General features: G+C 68.6%; 12 protein-coding genes and 1 pseudogene. 12 read left to right on the forward strand and 1 reads right to left on the reverse strand.

Translation table 11 applies throughout. The features are described 5' to 3' along the window. Positions 1 to 178 precede the first annotated feature (178 nt). The 5 genes and pseudogenes from VBO01S_RS31870 to VBO01S_RS17765 form a co-directional block, all read left to right on the forward strand. Positions 179 to 3994 (forward strand): annotated as a pseudogene (locus tag VBO01S_RS31870) (beta strand repeat-containing protein); the annotation flags it as partial. A gap of 85 nt (positions 3995 to 4079) precedes the next feature. Next, positions 4080 to 5231 (forward strand): DUF2827 domain-containing protein, encoded by a 1152-nt coding sequence (locus VBO01S_RS17750; protein WP_062477140.1) that lies wholly within the window; start codon positions 4080 to 4082, stop codon positions 5229 to 5231. Further along, positions 5228 to 6394: a DUF2827 domain-containing protein gene (locus VBO01S_RS17755; protein WP_062477143.1), complete on the forward strand. Its 1167-nt coding sequence runs from the start codon at positions 5228 to 5230 to the stop codon at positions 6392 to 6394. The genes VBO01S_RS17750 and VBO01S_RS17755 overlap by 4 nt, the downstream gene beginning before the upstream one ends. An 11-nt stretch (positions 6395 to 6405) precedes the next feature. Beyond that, positions 6406 to 6996: a hypothetical protein gene (locus VBO01S_RS17760; protein ID WP_062477146.1), complete on the forward strand. Its 591-nt coding sequence runs from the start codon at positions 6406 to 6408 to the stop codon at positions 6994 to 6996. 122 nt (positions 6997 to 7118) lie between these two features. Continuing rightward, positions 7119 to 9377, forward strand: coding sequence for an acyl-CoA dehydrogenase (locus VBO01S_RS17765; RefSeq protein ID WP_062477149.1), 2259 nt, complete (start codon positions 7119 to 7121; stop codon positions 9375 to 9377). On the opposite strand, the gene VBO01S_RS17770 is transcribed toward VBO01S_RS17765, so the two are convergent. After that, positions 9283 to 10137: a helix-turn-helix domain-containing protein gene (locus VBO01S_RS17770; protein WP_062477152.1), complete on the reverse strand. Its 855-nt coding sequence runs from the start codon at positions 10135 to 10137 to the stop codon at positions 9283 to 9285. The genes VBO01S_RS17765 and VBO01S_RS17770 overlap by 95 nt on opposite strands. 132 nt (positions 10138 to 10269) lie before the next feature. Between VBO01S_RS17770 and VBO01S_RS17775 the strand changes: the two genes are divergently transcribed. The 7 genes from VBO01S_RS17775 to efeO (VBO01S_RS17805) all read left to right on the forward strand — a co-directional run bounded on the left by VBO01S_RS17775 (position 10270) and on the right by efeO (VBO01S_RS17805) (position 18544). Beyond that, on the forward strand, positions 10270 to 10683 hold the full coding sequence (locus VBO01S_RS17775; protein ID WP_062477155.1) for a hypothetical protein: 414 nt from the start codon (positions 10270 to 10272) through the stop codon (positions 10681 to 10683). Between the two features lie 166 nt (positions 10684 to 10849). After that, a complete protein-coding gene (locus VBO01S_RS17780) occupies positions 10850 to 13717 on the forward strand; it encodes an aconitate hydratase (RefSeq protein ID WP_062477157.1) in 2868 nt (955 codons plus the stop codon). Between the two features lie 4 nt (positions 13718 to 13721). Further along, complete coding sequence (locus VBO01S_RS17785) at positions 13722 to 14183, forward strand: metallophosphoesterase family protein (RefSeq protein ID WP_082818179.1); 462 nt, start codon at positions 13722 to 13724, stop codon at positions 14181 to 14183. Positions 14184 to 14304: 121 nt separating this feature from the next. Then, entirely contained in the window at positions 14305 to 15141 is an 837-nt protein-coding gene (gene efeU / locus VBO01S_RS17790) for an iron uptake transporter permease EfeU (RefSeq protein WP_062477160.1), read from the forward strand. Positions 15142 to 15153: 12 nt separating this feature from the next. After that, positions 15154 to 16335, forward strand: a complete 1182-nt coding sequence (efeO, locus tag VBO01S_RS17795) for an iron uptake system protein EfeO (protein WP_062477162.1) — start codon at positions 15154 to 15156, stop codon at positions 16333 to 16335. Between the two features lie 22 nt (positions 16336 to 16357). Then, positions 16358 to 17659, forward strand: coding sequence for an iron uptake transporter deferrochelatase/peroxidase subunit (gene efeB / locus VBO01S_RS17800; RefSeq protein ID WP_062477166.1), 1302 nt, complete (start codon positions 16358 to 16360; stop codon positions 17657 to 17659). Between the two features lie 48 nt (positions 17660 to 17707). Further along, complete coding sequence (efeO, locus tag VBO01S_RS17805) at positions 17708 to 18544, forward strand: iron uptake system protein EfeO (RefSeq protein WP_082818180.1); 837 nt, start codon at positions 17708 to 17710, stop codon at positions 18542 to 18544. Positions 18545 to 18680: the final 136 nt, after the last annotated feature.

Consider the following 18680-nt stretch of genomic DNA (forward strand, 5'->3'; position numbering starts at 1 on the left):
CAGCAGCCTGTCGACCTCGACGTCGTCGGGCTTGAGTACGGCAACCAGCGGTATCTCCAGCCTGTCCACGGGCCTGAGCACCACGAATAGCAATGTGAGCAGCTTGTCGACCTCGACGTCGAGCGGCCTGAGCACTGCGACGAGCAGCATCGACAGCCTGTCGACCGGCCTGAGCACCACGAACAGCAACATCAGCAGCCTCTCGACGTCGACGTCGTCTGGCCTGAGCACGGCGACCAGCGGTATCTCGAGCCTGTCCACCGGCCTGAGCACGACGAACAGCAATGTAAGCAGCCTGTCGACTTCCACGTCGTCCGGCCTCAGCACCGCTACTAGTGGCATCGACAGCCTCTCGACCGGTTTGAGCACAGCGACCAGTGGCATCTCCAGCTTGTCCACGGGCCTGAGCACCACGAACAGCAACGTCAGCAGCCTGTCGACTTCGACGTCGTCGGGACTGAGCACGGCCACGAGCGGCATCGACAGCCTCTCGACCGGCTTGAGCTCGGCGACCAGTGGTATCTCCAGCCTGTCCACTGGACTGAGCACGACCAACAGCAACCTCAGCAGTCTCTCGACTTCGACGTCGTCGGGCTTGAGCACGGCTACCAGCGGTATCTCGAGCCTGTCGACGGGTCTCAGCACAGTGACCAGTGGCATCTCCAGCCTGTCGACCGGCCTGAGCACCACGAACAGCAACATCAGCAGCCTCTCGACGTCGACGTCGTCCGGCCTCAGCACTGCTACCAGCGGTATCTCCAGCCTGTCCACGGGCCTGAGCACGACGAACAGCAATGTCAGCAGCCTCTCGACCTCCACGTCGAGCGGCCTGAGTACGGCCGCGAGCGGCATCGACAGCCTGTCGACGGGCCTGAGCACCGCAACCAGCGGTATCTCGAGTCTGTCAACGGGATTGAGCACCACCAATAGCAACGTGAGCAGCCTGTCGACTTCGACATCGTCGGGTCTGAGCACAGCGACGAGCGGCATCGACAGTCTCTCGACCGGCTTGAGCACGGCGACCAGTGGCATCTCGAGTCTGTCCACCGGCTTGAGCACGATGAACAGCAATGTCAGCAGCCTGTCGACGTCGACGTCGTCCGGTCTCAGCACCGCTACCAGCGGCATCGACAGCTTGTCGACGGGGCTGAGTACCGCCACCAGCGGTATCTCCAGTTTGTCCACAGGCCTGAGCACCACCAACAGCAACGTCAGCAGCCTCTCGACTTCCACGTCGTCTGGTCTGAGCACCGCGACGAGCGGAATCGACAGCCTCTCGACTGGTCTGAGCACGGCGACCAGTGGCATCTCCAGCCTGTCCACGGGCCTGAGCACCACGAACAGCACCGTGGGTAGCTTGTCGACTTCGACGTCGAGCGGCATTTCCAGCCTGTCGACGGGCCTGAGCACTGCCACCAGCGGCATCTCCAGCTTGTCTACTGGCTTGAGCACGACCAACAGCAACGTGAGCAGCCTCTCGACCTCGACGTCGTCCGGCCTGAGCACCGCCACGAGCGGCATCGACAGCCTCTCGACCGGCCTGAGCACTGCGACCAGTGGCATCTCGAGCCTGTCCACTGGCCTGAGCACCACGAACAGCAACGTCAGCAGCCTGTCGACCTCGACGTCGAGCGGCCTGAGCACGGCCACGAGCGGAATCGACAGCCTGTCGACCGGTCTGAGCACGGCGACCAGTGGCATCTCCAGCCTGTCCACTGGCTTGAGCACGACCAACAGCAACGTCAGCAGCCTGTCGACCTCGACGTCGAGTGGCTTGAGCACGGCTACGAGCGGAATCGACAGCCTGTCGACCGGCCTGAGCACCGCCACCAGCGGTATCTCGAGCCTGTCCACCGGACTGAGCACCACGAACAGCACCGTTGGTAGCTTGTCGACTTCGACGTCGAGCGGCATCTCCAGTCTGTCGACCGGCCTGAGCACCGCCACCAGCGGCATCTCCAGCCTCTCCACAGGCCTGAGCACCACCAACAGCAACGTCAGCAGCCTCTCGACCTCCACGTCCTCGGGCCTGAGCACTGCCACGAGCAACATCGACAGCCTCTCGACCGGCCTCAGCACGACGAACAGCAACGTCGACAGTCTCTCGACCTCGACCTCGTCGGGCCTGAGCACGGCCACGAGCAGCATCGACAGCCTGTCGACCGGCCTGAGCACGACCAACAGCAACGTCAGCAGCCTGTCCACCTCGTTCTCGTCCGGCCTGAGCACCGCCTACAGCGGCATCTTCAGCCTGTCGACGGGCCTGAGCACGACGAACAGCAACCTGGGCAGCCTGTCGTCCTCGACCTCGACCGGCCTGAGCACCGCCAACAGCGGCATCGGCAGCCTGTCGACCGGCCTGAGCACCGCCAACAGCGGCATCGGCAGCCTGTCCACCGGCCTGAGCACTGCCAACAGCGGCATCAACAGCCTGTCCACCGGCCTGAGCACGACCAACAGCAACGTCGGCAGCCTCTCGTCGGGCCTGAGCACGACGAACAGCAACCTGAACAGCCTCTCGACCTCCACGTCGTCCGGCCTGAGCACGGTCACGAGCAGCGTGAACAGCCTGTCGAGCTCGGTGTCCACCGGCCTGAGCACCTCGGCCAGCCGCATCGACAGCCTGTCGACCGGGCTGAGCACGGTGGGCAGCAGCGTCGACAGTCTTTCGACCGGCCTGAGCACGACCAACAGCGCCGTCGGCAGCCTGTCGACCGGCCTGAGCACGACGAACAGCAACGTGAGCAGCCTCTCGACCGGGTTGAGCACGACCAACAGCACCGTCAACAGCCTGTCGACCGGCCTGAGCACCACCAACAGCAACTTGGACAGCCTGTCCACCAGCGTGGGCGGCGCGGCCAGCGGCCTCTCCAGCCTGTCGACCTCGACGTCGACTGGCCTGAGCACGGCCACGAGCAGCATCAGCAGCCTGAGCACGACGGTCAACACGATCAACGACAAGGGCACGAAATACTTCCACGCCCAGTCGACCGGCGCCGACTCCGTGGCCAGCGGCAAGGAAGCAGTGGCGATCGGACCGCGTTCCGAAGCCAGCGGCGCCAACTCCTTCGCGGCCGGCAACGGCGCGAAGGCCACGGCCGACGGCGCGGTGGCGGTGGGCTTCGGGGCGCAGGCCACGGGCACCAACGCCATCGCCATCGGCACCGGGGCGCTGGCCACGGGCTCGCAGGCGATCGGCGCGAACTCCCGTGCCGGCGGCGGCGGCGTGGCCCTGGGTGACGGTGCGGACGCCGGCGGCACGCCGCTGAGCAAGGCGCAGAACATCGCGCAGGGCACGGCCATCGGCTTCGGCGCGGTGGTCCAGCAGACCGGCGGCGTGGCACTGGGTGCGAACTCGGTGGCCTCGCGGGCGGCGGGCGTGGCTGGCTACGTGCCGGGCAGCGCGAATGCGCAGCAGGAAGCGGCCATCAAGGCCACGACCAGCACGCAGGCGGCGGTGTCGGTGGGCGATGCGGCCAACAACCAGTTCCGCCAGATCACGGGCGTGGCAGCCGGCTCGGCCGACAGCGACGCGACCAACGTGGCGCAGCTGAAGGCGGTCTCGGCGGCTGCGAAGGCCAGCAGCGTGCAGTACGCCACCAACCCCGACGGGTCGGTGAACTACAACCAGATCACGCTGGGCACCGAGACTTCGGGTCCCACGCGCATCAGCAACGTGGCCCCGGGCGTGCTGCCGGGCGACGCGGTCAACCTGGGCCAGCTGCAGCAGGTGCAAAAGCAGGTGGGCGACGTGGCGCGCATCGCCTACTCGGGCTCGGCGATGGCCTTCGCGATGTCGGGCACCTACCTGCCCACGCTCTACCCGGGCGAGAAGACGATCGGCATCGGCATGGGTTCGTACAAGGGCTACAGCGCGGTGGCGCTGACCTTCAAGGCCCTGTCGGACGACGGCAAGATCTCCTGGGGAGCGGGCCTGAGCTCCACCGGCAAGGAGTGGGGCGTCAACGCGGGCATCGGCTGGAAGTGGAAGTAAAAGGCCGCTAGGCCGACGCCCCCGGTCCGGTGGCTCCCGCGCCCTGCGCGCGGGAGCCATTGTTTTTTTGGTACACACTTCGGCCATGCGCATCGGTATTTCAGTCCTCTCCCACGCGGGGCAGAACATCTGGGAAAACGGAATGGGACAGAACGTCCTGTTCCTGGCCCGGCTGCTGCAACGCATCGAATTCGTCGAGTCCGTCACGCTCATCGACGCGGGCGACCAGCAGGCGATGCCGCCGCAGGTCGACCTGTCGGCCATGGGGCTCACGCTGGGCCGCGCCCGCGAGCTGACCGACGCGCTCGACGTGGTCATCGAAATGGCCGGCGCGCTCGACGTGCAGTGGCTGTCGTACTTCCGCGCCTGCGGCGGGCGCGTGGCCTTCCACGGCGTGGGGCAGCCCTTCGTGGCGCTGGCCGAGCCGATCGTCTTTGCCGACAAGGGGCACTTCGGCGCCACCGACCGCTGCGACGAGATCTGGCTGCTGCCCAAGGACGCGGCCTTTGCGCCGATGATGCGCACGCTGCACCGCTGCCCGGTGCACGAGGTGCCGTACCTCTGGTCGCCGCAGTTCCTGGCGCAGCGCGTGGACGAGGTGCAGGCGCAGGGCTTCCGCTTCGGCTACCAGCCGCGCACGGCGCAGCAGCCGGGGTTCCGGGTCGCGATCTTCGAGCCCAACATCTCGGTCGTGAAGTCGTGCAGCATCCCAATGCTGATCAGCGACGGGGCCTACCGCGCCAACCCGGAGCACGTCGCGGCGATGCACGTGCTCAACACGCTGCACCTGAAAGACCATCCGACGATGCTCTACCTGGCCAACTCGCTGGACATCGTGCGCCAGCACAAGGCCACCTTCCACGGACGGCACGACTTCGCGGGCTTCATGGTGCAGCACGCCGACGCGGTGGTGTCGCACCAGTGGCAGAACGACCAGAACTACAGCTACCTCGACGCGCTGTACGGCAACTACCCGCTGGTGCACAACTCGCCCTGGCTGCGCGACGCCGGCTACTACTACCCCGACTTCGATATCGCCGTCGGTGCCGAACAGCTGGCCGTGGCCGTGCGCGGCCACGACGCGCAACTCGATGACTACCGCGCGCGCAGCCAGCGCGTGTTCGACGCGATCGATCCGATGCACCCCGCCAACATCGACGGCTACGCACAGCGGCTATTGAACCTGGTGGGCGGCGATCCGGCGTTCCGTGCCGGCAACGCAAAGGTGGCCGCATGAGCGACGTGCAGAACCCCACCGCAGGCCCGCGCGCGGCCGCTGCACCGACCCGGCTGAAAGTCGGCGTCTCCATCTTCATCCGCAAGGGCGAGCAGAGCCTGTGGGAGAACGGCGTCTACCAGAACTGCCTGTTCCTCGTGATGCTGCTGCTGCGCTCGCCCTGCGTCGAACGCACGGTGCTGGTGGCCGGCGGCGGCGACGGCGGCCCGGCCGACGCCACCAACTTCCTGGCCGACTCGCCGGTGCCGATCATCGACATGGCCACCGCCGCGCAGGAGCTCGACCTCATGATCGAGATGAGCGCGCAGCTGGGGCGCGACTGGTCGGTGGCGTTCCGCGAGCGCGGCGGAAAAATCGTCTCGATGCGCGTGGGCAACGACTACGTGATCGACATCGAGCGCATGACCTTCAACAAGCCGCACGGCATGCTGGTCAGCGGCGCACCGTACGACGAGGTGTGGACGCTGCCCGAGTACGAAACCTCCTGCAAGCCGTACTTCGCGAGCACCTTCCGCGCGCCCACCAAGCTCATGCCGCACCTGTGGAGCCCGATGGTGGTCGAGAAGGCGATGGCGCGCGGCGCCGAGGGCAAGCGCTTTGTCTACGAACCGGGGCGCACCCAGTGGCGCGTGGCCATCTTCGAGCCCAACATCTGCATGGTGAAGACCAGCTTCATCCCGATGCTGGGCTGCGAGTCGGCGCACCGCGCGCAGCCGCGCCTCATCGAGAAGATGTGGGTCTACAACAGCTTCCACCTGAAGGACAAGCCGAACTTCGTCGCCTTCGCGCAGAGCCTCGATCTCGTTCGGCACGGCCTGGCGACCTTCGAAGGGCGCTTTCCGCTGTACCAGGTGCTGCCGGGCGCGATCGACGCGGTCTTTGCGCACCACTGGGAGAACGCGCAGAACTACCTCTACTACGAGGCGCTGTACGGCGGCTGGCCGCTCATCCACAACTCGCACCTGATCGGTGACTGCGGCTACCGCTACCACGGCTTCGACTGCGAGGAGGGCGGGCAGGCGCTGCGGCGCGCGTTCGCCGAGCACGACGCGAACCTGCCGGCCTACCGCGAGCGCGCCCGCGCCCTCATCGCGAAGCTCGACCCGGAAGGCGAAGAGAACGTGCGCCTCTATTCGGCGGCCATCGAGAGCCTCTACGCGTGAAGGCGACACCGATGACCGCCCTGGCCCGATTCACCGCCGCAGCCTGGGTGCTCGCGATGGCCGGCAGCGCGCTCGCGCAGGGCGTGCTGGCCCCGCCCGCGGCGCCGCAGGACACGCTCACGCGCGCCGCTGCCAGCGTCGGCATCCAGCGCTGCCTGCCGGCCATCACGCGGCTGGCCTCGCTCACCGTGCAGGGCAGCCGCGCGCACGACGTGCTGCTCGACTGGGACCGCAAGCGTCCCGACGCCGGCCCGGTGTTCTCGCTGGTCGGCATCCAGTACCCGAACGCGGGCGTGGCGGCGTCGATCACCGCCATTCCCGACGACAGCGGTGCCTGCACCGTGGCGGCCGAGCGCATCTCGGTGGCGCCCTTCACCTGCGCCAGCGTGGCCGAGCAGGAACTGAAGAACTACAAGCGCACGCCGCTGCTGCCGATCTACACGGTCTACACCGACGACAAGGAGCCCACCTCGTCGGTCTCGCTGATCGATTCGCCGCCGGGCTGCCTCGTGATCCGCCGCTACGTCGAGTACGGCTGGCGCGATCCCAATGCACCCGTGCCGGCCGCCGCGCCGGCCGGGCAGGCGCCCAAGCGCCGCTGATCCCGCGGGGCGCGCGAGCCCGTCTCCGACACGCGTGAACGCCCTTGACCGGCCCGGTGTGGGCCGGTGCCGTCCAAGAATGGACGCATGCCGCGCGCTCCGGTGCGGCGCAAGGAGACCCCATGCCACTGGCGACCCTGATCGGCCGATGGGCGATGCAGCCTTTCTCCAAGGCCCTGCCGCCGCTGGGCGACACCGAGCGCGCCGCGCTCGAGGCCGGCACGGTCGGGTTCGAAGGCCAGCTCTTTGCCGGGCGCCCCGATTTCGATGCGCTGACGGCCGCCGGCCCCAACCAGCTCAGCGCGCGCGAAGAAGCCTTCCTGGCGAACGAGGTGCCCGCGCTGTGCCGCATGCTCGACGACCATGCCATCGACCAGGCGCACGACCTGCCGCCCGAGGTGTGGCGCTTCCTGCGCGAGAAGCGCTTCTTCGGAATGATCATTCCCGAGGCCTTCGGTGGCCTGGGCTTCGGGCACTACGCGCACGCGACGGTGGTGGCGCGCATCGCGAGCGTCAACGTGGCAACGGCCGTCACGGTGATGGTGCCCAACTCGCTCGGCCCGGCCGAGCTGCTGCTGCGCTACGGCACCGACGCGCAGAAAGACCACTACCTGCCGCGCCTGGCCGACGGCCGCGAGCTGCCGTGCTTCGGCCTGACCTCGCCCTATGCGGGCTCCGACGCCGCCGCCATTCCTGACCGCGGCGTGCTGGTCGAGCGCGAGTTCCAGGGCCGGCGCACGCGCGGCTTCCTGGTCGATTTCGACAAGCGCTACATCACGCTCGCGCCGGTCGCCACCGTGGTCGGCCTCGCGTTCCATGCCATCGACGAAAGCCGGCCCGAAGGCCAGCGTGAACTGGGCATCACCTGCGCGCTGATTCCCGTGCCGCACGAGGGCATGGAGATCGGCCGGCGCCACCGCCCGATGGACAGCGCCTTCATGAACGGCCCGATCCACGGCCGACAGGTGTTCGTGCCGATGGACTGGGTCATCGGCGGCGAGCCGCAGGTGGGGCAGGGCTGGCGCATGCTGATGGAATGCCTGGCCGCGGGCCGCGCCATCTCGCTGCCCGCGCTGGGCTCGGCCATGCAGCAGACCGCGCTGTACGTCAGCAACGCTTACGGCCAGATCCGCGAGCAGTTCGGCCTGCCGGTGGGCAAGTTCCACGCGGTGGCGGGGCTGGTCGCGCAGATGTCGGCGCAGCTGTACGCGACCGATGCCGCGCGGCGCTTCACGGCGGCCGCGCTCGACAAGGGCGAGCGGCCCAGCGTGGCCAGCGCGATCCTCAAGGTGCAGCTCACCGAGGCCGGGCGCCGCGCGGTGAACCACGGCATGGACATCCTCGGCGGCAAGGGGATCATCTCGGGCCCGTCGAACCTGCTCGGCGTGGCCTACCGGCAGGCGCCGATCGCGATCACGGTAGAGGGCGCGAACATCCTCACGCGCGCGCTCATCGTGTTCGGCCAGGGCGCGGTGCGCTGCCACCCGCACGTGCTCGACGAGATGGCGGCGGTACAGGCGAAAGACGAAACCGCGCTCGGCCAGGCGCTCATCGCGCACGGCAGGCATGTGGCGCGCAACCTGTGGCACAGCCTGTTCGGCGCGCCGGTGCTCGGCCATCCGCCCGAGGCGCTGGCGGGCGAAGCGCGCCTCATCGCGCGCATGAGCGCCAAGTACGCGCTCACCGCCGACCTGGCGATGGGGCTGCTTGGCGGCAAGCTCAAGCGCATGGAGCTGCTGTCGGCGCGGCTGGGCGATGTGCTGGCCCACCTGTACCTGGCGAGCGCCTGCGTGTGGCGCTACCGCGTCGATGCGGCGCCCGAACTGCTGCCCTTTGCGCAGGCCGCGATCCGGCTGCAGCTGGACGAGGCCGGCAAGATCCTGCGCGACCTCTACGCCAACCTGCCGACGCCGGGGCGGCGCCTGCTGGGCGCGCTGGTGCTGCGCCGCACCGCGCACCTGGCGCCGCTGCGCGATGTGCAGCTGATGGCGCTGGCCGAGCTGCTGCGCACGCGGCCGGAGGTGGTCGCGCGCCTCGTGCCCGATCTGTCGGAACCCGGCCCGGGCGGCCTGCGCGACCTGATGCAGGCGATGGCGCTCGGCGCGCGGCTGGGCGACGAGACGGCCGCGCTCAACAAGGTGCTGCGCCGCACGCGTTCGCTCGACGAGGCCGCGCGCTCGGCCAGCGACCCCGCGCTGGCGCTGGCCTACCTGCAGGCGGCCGACAAGGTCATTCAGGTCGACGACTTCGAAGGGCCGGCGCGCAACGCGGACGGCAGCGCCGGCCTCAGCGCGCCTGCTGCGCCGCCAGTGCCGTCAGCGCCGCCGCCGTCTGCTCGTCCGCCGGAAAGAACGACTCCACCGCGAGTTCCTGCAGCGTGACGTCCACCGGCGTGCCGAAGATGGTGATGGTGCTGATGAAGCTCAGCACGCCACTCGGCATGACCACCTGGAACGGCACGGCCACCGCCGACAGCGCGGTGTCGAGCAGCGGCGCGTCGTGGCTCACGGCGGGCGGCGGGTAGCCCTCCAGCTCGTCGTGCAGCGCCTGCAGCACGGTGTCGCCGGTGGCGGCGATCTGCTGCTGCAGCCGCTCCAGCAGGTGCGTGCGCCACTGTGCCAGGTTCGCGATGCGCGGCGCCACGCCCTCGGGGTGCAGGCTCAGGCGCAGCACGTTGATCGGCGGCTTCAGCAGCTCGGCCGAGCAGCCTTCCATGAGCAGCGGCACCAGCGCGTTGTGCGCCACCAGGTTCCAGTGCCGGTCCACGGCCAGCGCGGGGAAGGGCTCGTGGCCCTTCAGCACGAGGTCGATGGCGCGGCGCGCCGAGGCCATGGCCGGGTCGTCGAGCGAGCGCTGGCGGTACATGGGCGCGAAGCCGGCGGCCACCAGCAGCGCGTTGCGCTCGCGCAGCGGCACGTCCAGCCGCTCGGCCAGGCGCAGCACCATCTCGCGGCTGGGCGCGGCGCGGCCGGTTTCCACGTAGCTCAGGTGACGGGTCGAGACCTCGGCCTCCTGCGCCAGGTCGAGCTGGCTCAGGCGGCGGTGGGTGCGCCAGTGCCGCAGGTGGGCGCCGAACGGGTCGCGTGCGCCGGGAAGGCCGGCGGCGGCGGCCTTGGACGAATGGGTGCGGGGGGTGTTCATGGAGCCGCATTCTGGCGCGACGGCGGCGCTGCGCCATGACCTCCCAGGTCATCGACGCGATCCACGCCCGGCGGAATCATCGACCCCAACGCAGCAGGACTGGCCTGCAGCGTACCCACCCAGGAGATTCACATGTCTGTTTTCGCTTCCCCCTGCTTCCTGTCGAACGTGATGTGGGCCGATGCCGCTTCGTGCGCCGCGACCGGCGCGCTGCAGGTGGCGTTCACCGACGCTCTCGCCCACCTGACCGGCCTGCCCGCCTGGCTGCTCATGGGCACCGGCGTGTTCCTGCTGGCCTACGCGGCGGCCGCCGCCTTCATGGCCAGCCGCGCCACGCCGCCGCGCACGCTGATCGGCCTCGTGGTCGTCGGCAACTTCGCCTGGGCCGTGGCCTGCGTGGCGCTGCTGGTGAGCGGCGTGTTCGCGGTCACCGCGCTCGGCATGGCCTGGGTGCTGGCGCAGGCGCTGTGCGTGGTCGTGCTGGCCGAGCTGCAATGGACCGGCCTGAGCCGCACCCGGGCCAGTGCCCAGATGGCGATGGCCTGAACGCCTGACGACCGTCCGCTCCACGCCCGCCGCACCCCGTGCGGCGGGCGTTTTCGCTATGAGAACGATAGTTCCGGGAGAGCCCGACAAGGAAGACCGACTACAGCCACTGACATTGAACCTCGCTATCCTTGAGGAGCTTCCACGAACACACAGGAGTCTTCTCATGGCCAAAGCCCCGGCGCACGCGTTTGCGTCCACCCTCAAGACCTTCAAGACCGCGTCGGGCAAGTCCGGCAAGTACTGGTCGCTGAAGGAACTGGCCAAGCAGTACCCGTCCGTGGAGCGCCTGCCGGTGTCGATCCGCATCGTGCTCGAATCGGTGCTGCGCAACTGCGACGGCCAGAAGGTGTCGGCCAAGCACGTCGAGGAGCTGGCCCACTGGGCGCCCAATGCCGAGCGCACCGACGAAATTCCCTTTGTCGTCACCCGCGTGGTGCTGCAGGACTTCACCGGCGTGCCGCTCCTGGCCGACCTGGCCGCCATGCGCAGCGTGGCCGCCAAGCTGAACAAGTCGCCCAAGACCATCGAGCCGCTGGTGCCCGTCGACCTGGTGGTCGACCACTCGGTGATGGTCGACTACTACGGCACGCCCAAGGCGCTCGACCTGAACATGAAGCTGGAGTTCCAGCGCAACAACGAGCGCTACCAGTTCATGAAGTGGGGCATGCAGGCCTTCGACACCTTCGGCGTCGTGCCGCCGGGCTTCGGCATCGTGCACCAGGTCAACCTCGAGTACTTTGCGCGCGGCGTCTACAAGAGCCCGGCCGACAAGAGCGACACGCCGGTGTACTACCCCGACTCGCTGGTGGGCACCGACAGCCACACCACCATGATCAACGGCATCGGTGTGGTCGGCTGGGGCGTGGGCGGCATCGAGGCCGAGGCCGCCATGCTGGGCCAGCCGGTCTACATGCTCACGCCCGACGTGGTGGGCTTCGAGCTCACCGGCAAGCTTCGCGAAGGCGTCACGGCCACCGACCTGGTGCTGTACGTCACCTCGATCCTGCGGGCCGAAAAGGTGGTGGGCAAGTTCGTCGAGTTCTTCGGCCCCGGTGCCGCGTCCATCGCCGTGCCCGACCGCGCCACCATCGGCAACATGGCGCCCGAGTACGGCGCCACCATGGGCTTCTTCCCGGTCGACGAGATGACCGTGGCGTACTTCGAAGGCACCGGCCGCACCAAGGAAGAAGTGGAGCGCTTCGCCGCCTACTACAAGGCGCAGGGCCTGTTCGGCATGCCCGCGCCGGGCGACATCGACTACACCAAGGTCGTCAAGCTCGACCTGGGCACCGTCTCGCCCAGCCTGGCCGGCCCCAAGCGCCCGCAGGACCGCATCAACTTGGGCGACCTGTCGACCAAGTTCGCCGAGCTGTACAGCAAGCCCAACGACGCCAACGGCTTCAACCAGCCGGCCGACAAGCTCAAGCAGCGCTACGCGCTGACGCGCGAAGGCCAGAGCGGCGACACCGAGGTGCCCCCGCCGCCGCCCGGCTCGCCGCGCCCGGTCATCGAGATGGTGGCCAACCGTTCGACCAAGGCCGCGGCCCACACCAGCGCCACGGCGCCGTCGGCGCCCAAGGGCGACGTCACGATCGGCAACGGCGACGTGCTCATTGCGGCCATCACCTCGTGTACCAACACCTCCAACCCGAGCGTGATGCTCGCGGCCGGCATCCTGGCCAAGAAGGCGGTGGAAGCGGGCCTGAAGGTGCAGCCGCACATCAAGACCTCGCTGGCCCCGGGCTCGCGCATCGTCACCGAATACCTGGAGAAGGCGGGCCTGCTGCCGTATCTGGAGAAGCTGGGCTTCTACCTCGCGGGCTACGGCTGCACCACCTGCATCGGCAATGCCGGCGACCTCACGCCCGAGATCAACGAAGCCATCACCAAGAACGACCTCATCGGCGCGGCCGTGCTCTCGGGCAACCGCAACTTCGAGGCGCGCATCCACCCGAACCTGAAGGCCAACTTCCTGGCTTCGCCGCCGCTGGTGGTGGCTTTTGCCATCGCGGGCAACGTGATGACCGACCTCATGACCCAGCCCGTGGGCAAGGGCAAGGGCGGCAAGGACGTGTACCTGGGCGACATCTGGCCCACGCCGAAGGAGATCGACGACAACCTGCGCTTCGCGATGAACGCCAAGTCGTTCCGCGCGAACTACGAGAAGGTCAGGAGCGATCCGGGCAAGTTCTGGACGAGCATCAAGGGCACGACCGGCCAGGTGTACGACTGGCCGAAATCGACCTACATCGCCGAGCCGCCGTTCTTCGAAGGCTTCCAGATGCAGCCGCACGCGTCGGACGCGGGCATCCAGGGCGCGCGCGTCATGGCGCTGTTCGGCGACTCGATCACCACCGATCACATCTCGCCGGCCGGCTCCATCAAGGAAAGCTCGCCCGCGGGCATCTGGCTCAAGGCGCACGGCGTGCCCAAGGCCGACTTCAACAGCTACGGCTCGCGCCGCGGCAACCACGACGTGATGGTGCGCGGCACCTTCGCCAACGTGCGCATCAAGAACCTGATGATTCCGCCGGACGCCAACGGCACGCAGGAAGAGGGCGGCGTCACGCTGTTCCAGCCGGGCGGCGAAAAGATGTTCATCTACGACGCCGCCATGAAGTACATGGCAGCGGGCACGCCCACCATCGTGTTCGGCGGCGAGGAGTACGGCACCGGCTCGTCGCGCGACTGGGCCGCCAAGGGCACGCAGCTGTTGGGCATCAAGGCCGTAGTGGCACGCAGCTTCGAGCGCATCCACCGCGCCAACCTGGTCGGCATGGGCGTGCTGCCGCTGCAGTTCCGCGGCGCCGACTCGTGGCAGACGCTGGGCCTCACGGGCGAGGAAAAGATCGACGTCGTGATCGGCGGCGAGCTCAAGCCGCAGATGGACGTGAAGCTGGTCGTGCACCGCGCCGACGGCACGCACCAGGAGGTGACGGTGCGCCTGCGCATCGACACGCCGATCGAGGTCGACTACTACAAGCACGGCGGCATCCTGCCGTTCGTGCTGCGGCAGCTGCTGGCGGCCTGATCGCTTGATCCGCGTCGGGCTCATCTCCGACACCCACGGCCTGCTGCGCCCGCAGGCCGTGGCGGCCTTGCAGGGCTGCGACTTCATCGTGCACGGCGGGGACATCGGCGGCGCCGACATCCTCGACGCGCTGGCCGCGATCGCGCCGCTGACGGTGGTGCGCGGCAACAACGACCGTGACGCCTGGGCCGGGGCCATTCCCGAGACAGCCGTGCTGCAACTCGGCGGCGTGCGGCTGCTGGCAATCCATGACCTTTCCGGACTGCGCGGCGATCCGGCAGGCGAGGGCGTTCGCGTGGTCGTGTCCGGCCATTCGCACCAACCCAAGGTCGAGGAGCGCGGCGGCGTGCTCTACGTCAACCCGGGCAGCGCCGGCCCGCGCCGATTCAAGCTGCCTATCGCCGTGGCCGAACTGATCGTCGACGGCGACACCGTCAGCGCGCGCATCGTCGAACTGCCCTTGTGAGCGGGGCGGGGTCGAATACCCCCAATTGAGAATAAATCTTATTTGATGGGGTATCCTCGGGCCGTTCCATGAAAAATGCACCACATCGGGGCATTTTCAAAGAACGTTCTTCTGTTCCGAGATGCTCATTCCCTTTCTCATCATGCTGCGCGAAGGCATCGAAGCCGCGCTCATCGTCGGCATCGTTGCCAGTTACCTGAAACAAAGCGGTCGCGGCGTGCTGATGCCCGCGGTGTGGGTCGGCGTGCTGCTGGCCACCGCGCTGTCGCTGTTCGCCGGCGCCGGCCTGCAACTGCTGGCGGCCGAGTTTCCGCAGAAGCAGCAGGAGCTGTTCGAAGGCGTGGTCGGGCTCATCGCCGTGGTCATGCTGACCACGATGGTGTTCTGGATGCGCAAGGCGGCCCGCTCCATCAAGGGCGAGCTGCATGCGTCGATCGACAAGGCGCTGGCGCAGCATGCCGACGGGCAGGGCTGGGCGCTGATCGGCATGGTGTTCCTGGCGGTCGCGCGCGAGGGGCTGGAGTCGGTCTTCTTCCTGCTGGCCGTGTTCCAGCAGAGCACCGGCTGGGAAGCGCCCGTGGGCGCGCTCGCCGGCATCGCCGTGTCGGTGGTGGTCGGCTGGGGCATCTATTCGGGCGGCGTGCGGCTCGACCTGCGCCGCTTCTTCCGCTTCACGGGCCTGTTCATCCTGCTGGTCGCCGCCGGGCTGCTCGCGGGCGTGCTGCGCAAGCTGCACGAGGCCGGCGTGTGGAACCAGCTGCAGACCGTGGTGTTCGACATGAGCGAAACCCTGCCGATGGACAGCCCCGTGGGCGCCGTGCTGTCGGGCCTGCTGGGCTACCAGGCCGCGCCCGTGGTGGGCGAGGTGATCGTCTACCTGGCCTTCCTGGCCGTGGCCCTGTTCTTCTTCCTGCGCCCGGCGGCTGCTGCGGTGCCGCGCACGGCCACTGCCGGCTGATCTTTTTCCCCGATGTCTTCTTCCTCTCCTTCTTCGTCATCGACGCTCATGCGCGTCGCCGTGGGCGCCTCGGCGCTGCTGGTCGTCGCCGGCCTCGCGGCCTTCTGGTACGCCTCGAACCAGGCGCGCAAGGCGCCGCCCAAGGCGGTCGACCACGCCGTCACCGTCACGATCCGCGGCAACGCCTGCGACCCCAACGAGATCACCGTGCCCGCGGGCCGCACGACCTTCACCATCGTCAACCAGTCGAACCGCGCGCTCGAGTGGGAAATTCTCGACGGCGTGATGGTGGTCGAAGAGCGCGAGAACATCGCGCCCGGCTTCTCGCAGACCATGACGGTCAAGCTGTCGCCGGGCGACTTCGCCATCACCTGCGGCCTGCTGAGCAACCCGCGCGGCAAGCTGCACGTCACGCCGTCGGCGGCCTCGCTGGCCGAGGAGGCGCGGCCCTCGCTCGTCAACTACGTGGGCGCGCTGGCCGAGTACCAGGTGTTCCTGCGGCTGGAGGCCGCCACGCTCGACGACGCGGTGCGCGCGCTGGCCGACGCCGTCAAGGCCGGCGACCTGGCGCAGGCGCGCGCGCTCTACGCGCCGGCCCACCAGGCCTACAAGCGCATCGAGCCGATGGCCGAGCTGTTCGCCGACCTCGACGCGCGCATCAACGCCCGCGCCGACTACTTCGAGAAGCGCGAGGCCGACCCGGGCTTCAGCGGCTTCCACCGCATCGAGTACGCGCTGTACGGCCAGGGCGACGCGAAGGCGCTGGCACAGGTCCTCGACCAACTGCTGGCCGACACCGAGACGCTGCAGGCGCGCCTGCGCGAGCTGAGCGTGCCGCCCGAGCGGCTCGCCAGTGCCGCCTCGAAGCTGCTGCGCCGCGTGGCCGACAACCTGCCGGCCGGCGGCGAAGACCACTACGGCCATGCCGAGCTGGTGAACCTGCAGGGCAGCTACGAAGGCACCAAGAAGATCGCCGACCTGCTGCAGCCGCTGCTCGTGAAGGCCGCGCCCGCGCAGCAAAAGGCCGTGGACGAGCGCTTTGCCGCCTTCGACGCCGCGCTGGCGCCGTACCGCGCCGGCGAAGGCTTCCAGCCCGCGCCGCTGGACGACGCGCAGCGCCAGGCGCTGGCCGTGCCGGTGCGCGCGCTGGCCGAGGAACTGGGCAAGGTGAACGCCGCGCTCGGTCTGGAATGAGTTGAGAGAGAACGACGACCCCATGGAACCGACGAAGAAGAACGACACCGCTCCTGCCTCGCCGCACCGCCGCCGCATGCTCGGCGCCGCGGGCGTGGCCTTTGCCGGGCTCGCCGCCAGCGCGCGCGCCGGCGCGGCCATTCCGGGAGCGCCCGACACCGGCGCGCAGGTCACCGACGCGCCGCAGAGCACCCACACGCAAGACCGCGTGCCCTTCCGCGGCAAGCACCAGGCGGGCGTCGTCACGCCGCGCCCGACGGCCGGCATGATCGCCTCGTTCTACGTGCTGGCCGAGAACCGCGCCGACCTGGAGCGGCTGATGCGCACGCTCACCGAGCGCATCGCCTTTCTCACGCAGGGTGGCCCGCAGACCGACCCCGACCCCAAGCTGCCGCCCGCGGGCTCCGGCATCCTCGGCCCGGTGGTGCAGCCCGACGGGCTCACCGTGACGGTGTCGGTCGGCGCCTCGCTGTTCGACGAGCGCTTCGGCCTCGACAAGAAAAAGCCGCTGCGCCTGAAGCCGATGCAGCGCCACCCGAACGACGCGCTCGACGCCGCGCTGTGCCACGGCGACCTGTCGATCCAGTTCTGCGCCAACACGCCCGACACCAACATCCACGCGCTGCGCGACATCATCAAGAACACGCCCGACCTGCTGGTGCTGCACTGGAAGCAGGAAGGCTCCGTGCCGCCGATCCCGGCCGTGGCGGGCCAGCCTGCGGAGAGCGCGCGCAACTTCCTGGGTTTTCGCGACGGCTCGGCCAACCCCGACTCGGCCGACGACATGCTCATGAACAAGCACGTATGGGTGCAGCCGAACGGCGACGAGCCCGCCTGGGCCGTGGGCGGCAGCTACCAGGCGGTGCGCATCATCCGCAATTTCGTCGAGCGCTGGGACCGCACGCCGCTGCAGGAGCAGGAGGCCATCATGGGCCGCCTGAAACCCAGCGGCGCGCCGCTGGACGGCGGCAAGACCGAGCACGACGTGCCCGACTACACGAAGGACCCCGAAGGCAAGGCGACGCCGATGGACGCGCACATCCGCCTGGCGAACCCGCGCACCAAGGCCTCGGACGCCAACCTGATGCTGCGCCGGCCCTTCAACTACTCGAACGGCGTCACCAAGTCAGGTCAGCTCGAGATGGGCCTGCTGTTCATCTGCTACCAGGCCGACCTCGAGAAGGGCTTTGTCGCCGTGCAGACCCGCCTCGATGGCGAGCCGCTCGAGGAATACATCAAGCCCATCGGCGGCGGCTTCTTCTTCACGCTGCCCGGCGTGCAGGGCGCCGACGACTGGCTCGGGCGCAGCCTGCTGGCCGCCTGAGCCTTGCTTCCCCTTTTCATCACCACCGCATCCCATCCAAGGAGATCCATGACCGTGCAGTTCCGCCGCCGCTTCCTCGCCGCTTTCGTCGCAGGCTTTGCCGGGCTCTACGCCGTCGGCGCGCAGGCCGCCGTGTCGCCGCTCGAGCTGGTCGGTCCGATCTCGGACTACAAGATCTACGTGACGCAAAACGTGCGCAAGCTGGCCGCCGACGTGCGCGTGTTCACCGCCGCCGTGAAGGCCGGCGACATCGAGAAGGCCAAGAAGCTCTACGCGCCCACGCGCACCAGCTACGAACGCGTGGAGCCCGTGGCCGAGCTGTTCACCGACCTCGACCAGTCGATCGACTCGCGCGCGGACGACCACGAGAAGGCCGAGAAAGACCCGGCCTTCATCGGCTTTCACCGCATCGAGTACAGCCTGTGGACGCTCAAGAGCACCAAGGACCTGAATCCCGTGGCCGACAAGCTGCTGGCCGACGTGCTCGAGCTGCAAAAGCGCCTGGGCGCGCTGACCTTCCCGCCCGAGAAGGTCGTGGGCGGCGCCGCCGTGCTGATGGAAGAGGTGGCCGCCACCAAGATCTCCGGCGAGGAAAACCGCTACAGCCACACCGACCTGTGGGACTTCCAGTCGAATTTCGAGGGCGCCTACAAGATCGTCGAGCTGCTGCGCCCGCTGGTCGTGAAGCAGGACAAGCCGTTTGCCGAGAAGGCCGACGCCAACTTCAAGGTGGTGTTCGACACGCTGGCCAAGTACCGCACGGCCGACGGCGGCTTCGAAACCTATTCGAAGCTCACCGAGCGCGACCGCAAGATGCTGGCCGGGCGGGTGAATACGCTGGCCGAAGACCTGTCCAAGCTGCGCGGGATGCTCGGATTGAACTGAGTCCGGCCCCGGGGGACGCGCTCATTTCCGGCTGACCCGGGACTTTTTGGGGTTGGTCAGGTTTTCGCGAGTGAGAATTGCTAGCATCTGGCTTTTGCTTACTGGCGTGCCCCGGGGTTTCCGGGGGGCGCACCTC

It is taken from the genome of Variovorax boronicumulans NBRC 103145 (assembly GCF_001591345.1).
GTDB lineage: Bacteria > Pseudomonadota > Gammaproteobacteria > Burkholderiales > Burkholderiaceae_C > Variovorax > Variovorax boronicumulans.

What these genes read in the sequence shown, in the direction of transcription:
- efeB (WP_062477166.1), top strand. Translation starts at nt 16,358, where the DNA reads ATGGAACCGACGAAGAAGAACGACACCGCTCCTGCCTCGCCGCACCGC.
- VBO01S_RS17760 (WP_062477146.1), top strand. Translation starts at nt 6,406, where the DNA reads ATGACCGCCCTGGCCCGATTCACCGCCGCAGCCTGGGTGCTCGCGATG.
- efeU (WP_062477160.1), top strand. Translation starts at nt 14,305, where the DNA reads ATGCTCATTCCCTTTCTCATCATGCTGCGCGAAGGCATCGAAGCCGCG.
- VBO01S_RS17780 (WP_062477157.1), top strand. Translation starts at nt 10,850, where the DNA reads ATGGCCAAAGCCCCGGCGCACGCGTTTGCGTCCACCCTCAAGACCTTC.
- VBO01S_RS17770 (WP_062477152.1), bottom strand. Translation starts at nt 10,137, where the DNA reads ATGAACACCCCCCGCACCCATTCGTCCAAGGCCGCCGCCGCCGGCCTT.
- VBO01S_RS17775 (WP_062477155.1), top strand. Translation starts at nt 10,270, where the DNA reads ATGTCTGTTTTCGCTTCCCCCTGCTTCCTGTCGAACGTGATGTGGGCC.
- VBO01S_RS17750 (WP_062477140.1), top strand. Translation starts at nt 4,080, where the DNA reads ATGCGCATCGGTATTTCAGTCCTCTCCCACGCGGGGCAGAACATCTGG.
- efeO (WP_082818180.1), top strand. Translation starts at nt 17,708, where the DNA reads ATGACCGTGCAGTTCCGCCGCCGCTTCCTCGCCGCTTTCGTCGCAGGC.
- VBO01S_RS17765 (WP_062477149.1), top strand. Translation starts at nt 7,119, where the DNA reads ATGCCACTGGCGACCCTGATCGGCCGATGGGCGATGCAGCCTTTCTCC.
- VBO01S_RS17755 (WP_062477143.1), top strand. Translation starts at nt 5,228, where the DNA reads ATGAGCGACGTGCAGAACCCCACCGCAGGCCCGCGCGCGGCCGCTGCA.
- efeO (WP_062477162.1), top strand. Translation starts at nt 15,154, where the DNA reads ATGTCTTCTTCCTCTCCTTCTTCGTCATCGACGCTCATGCGCGTCGCC.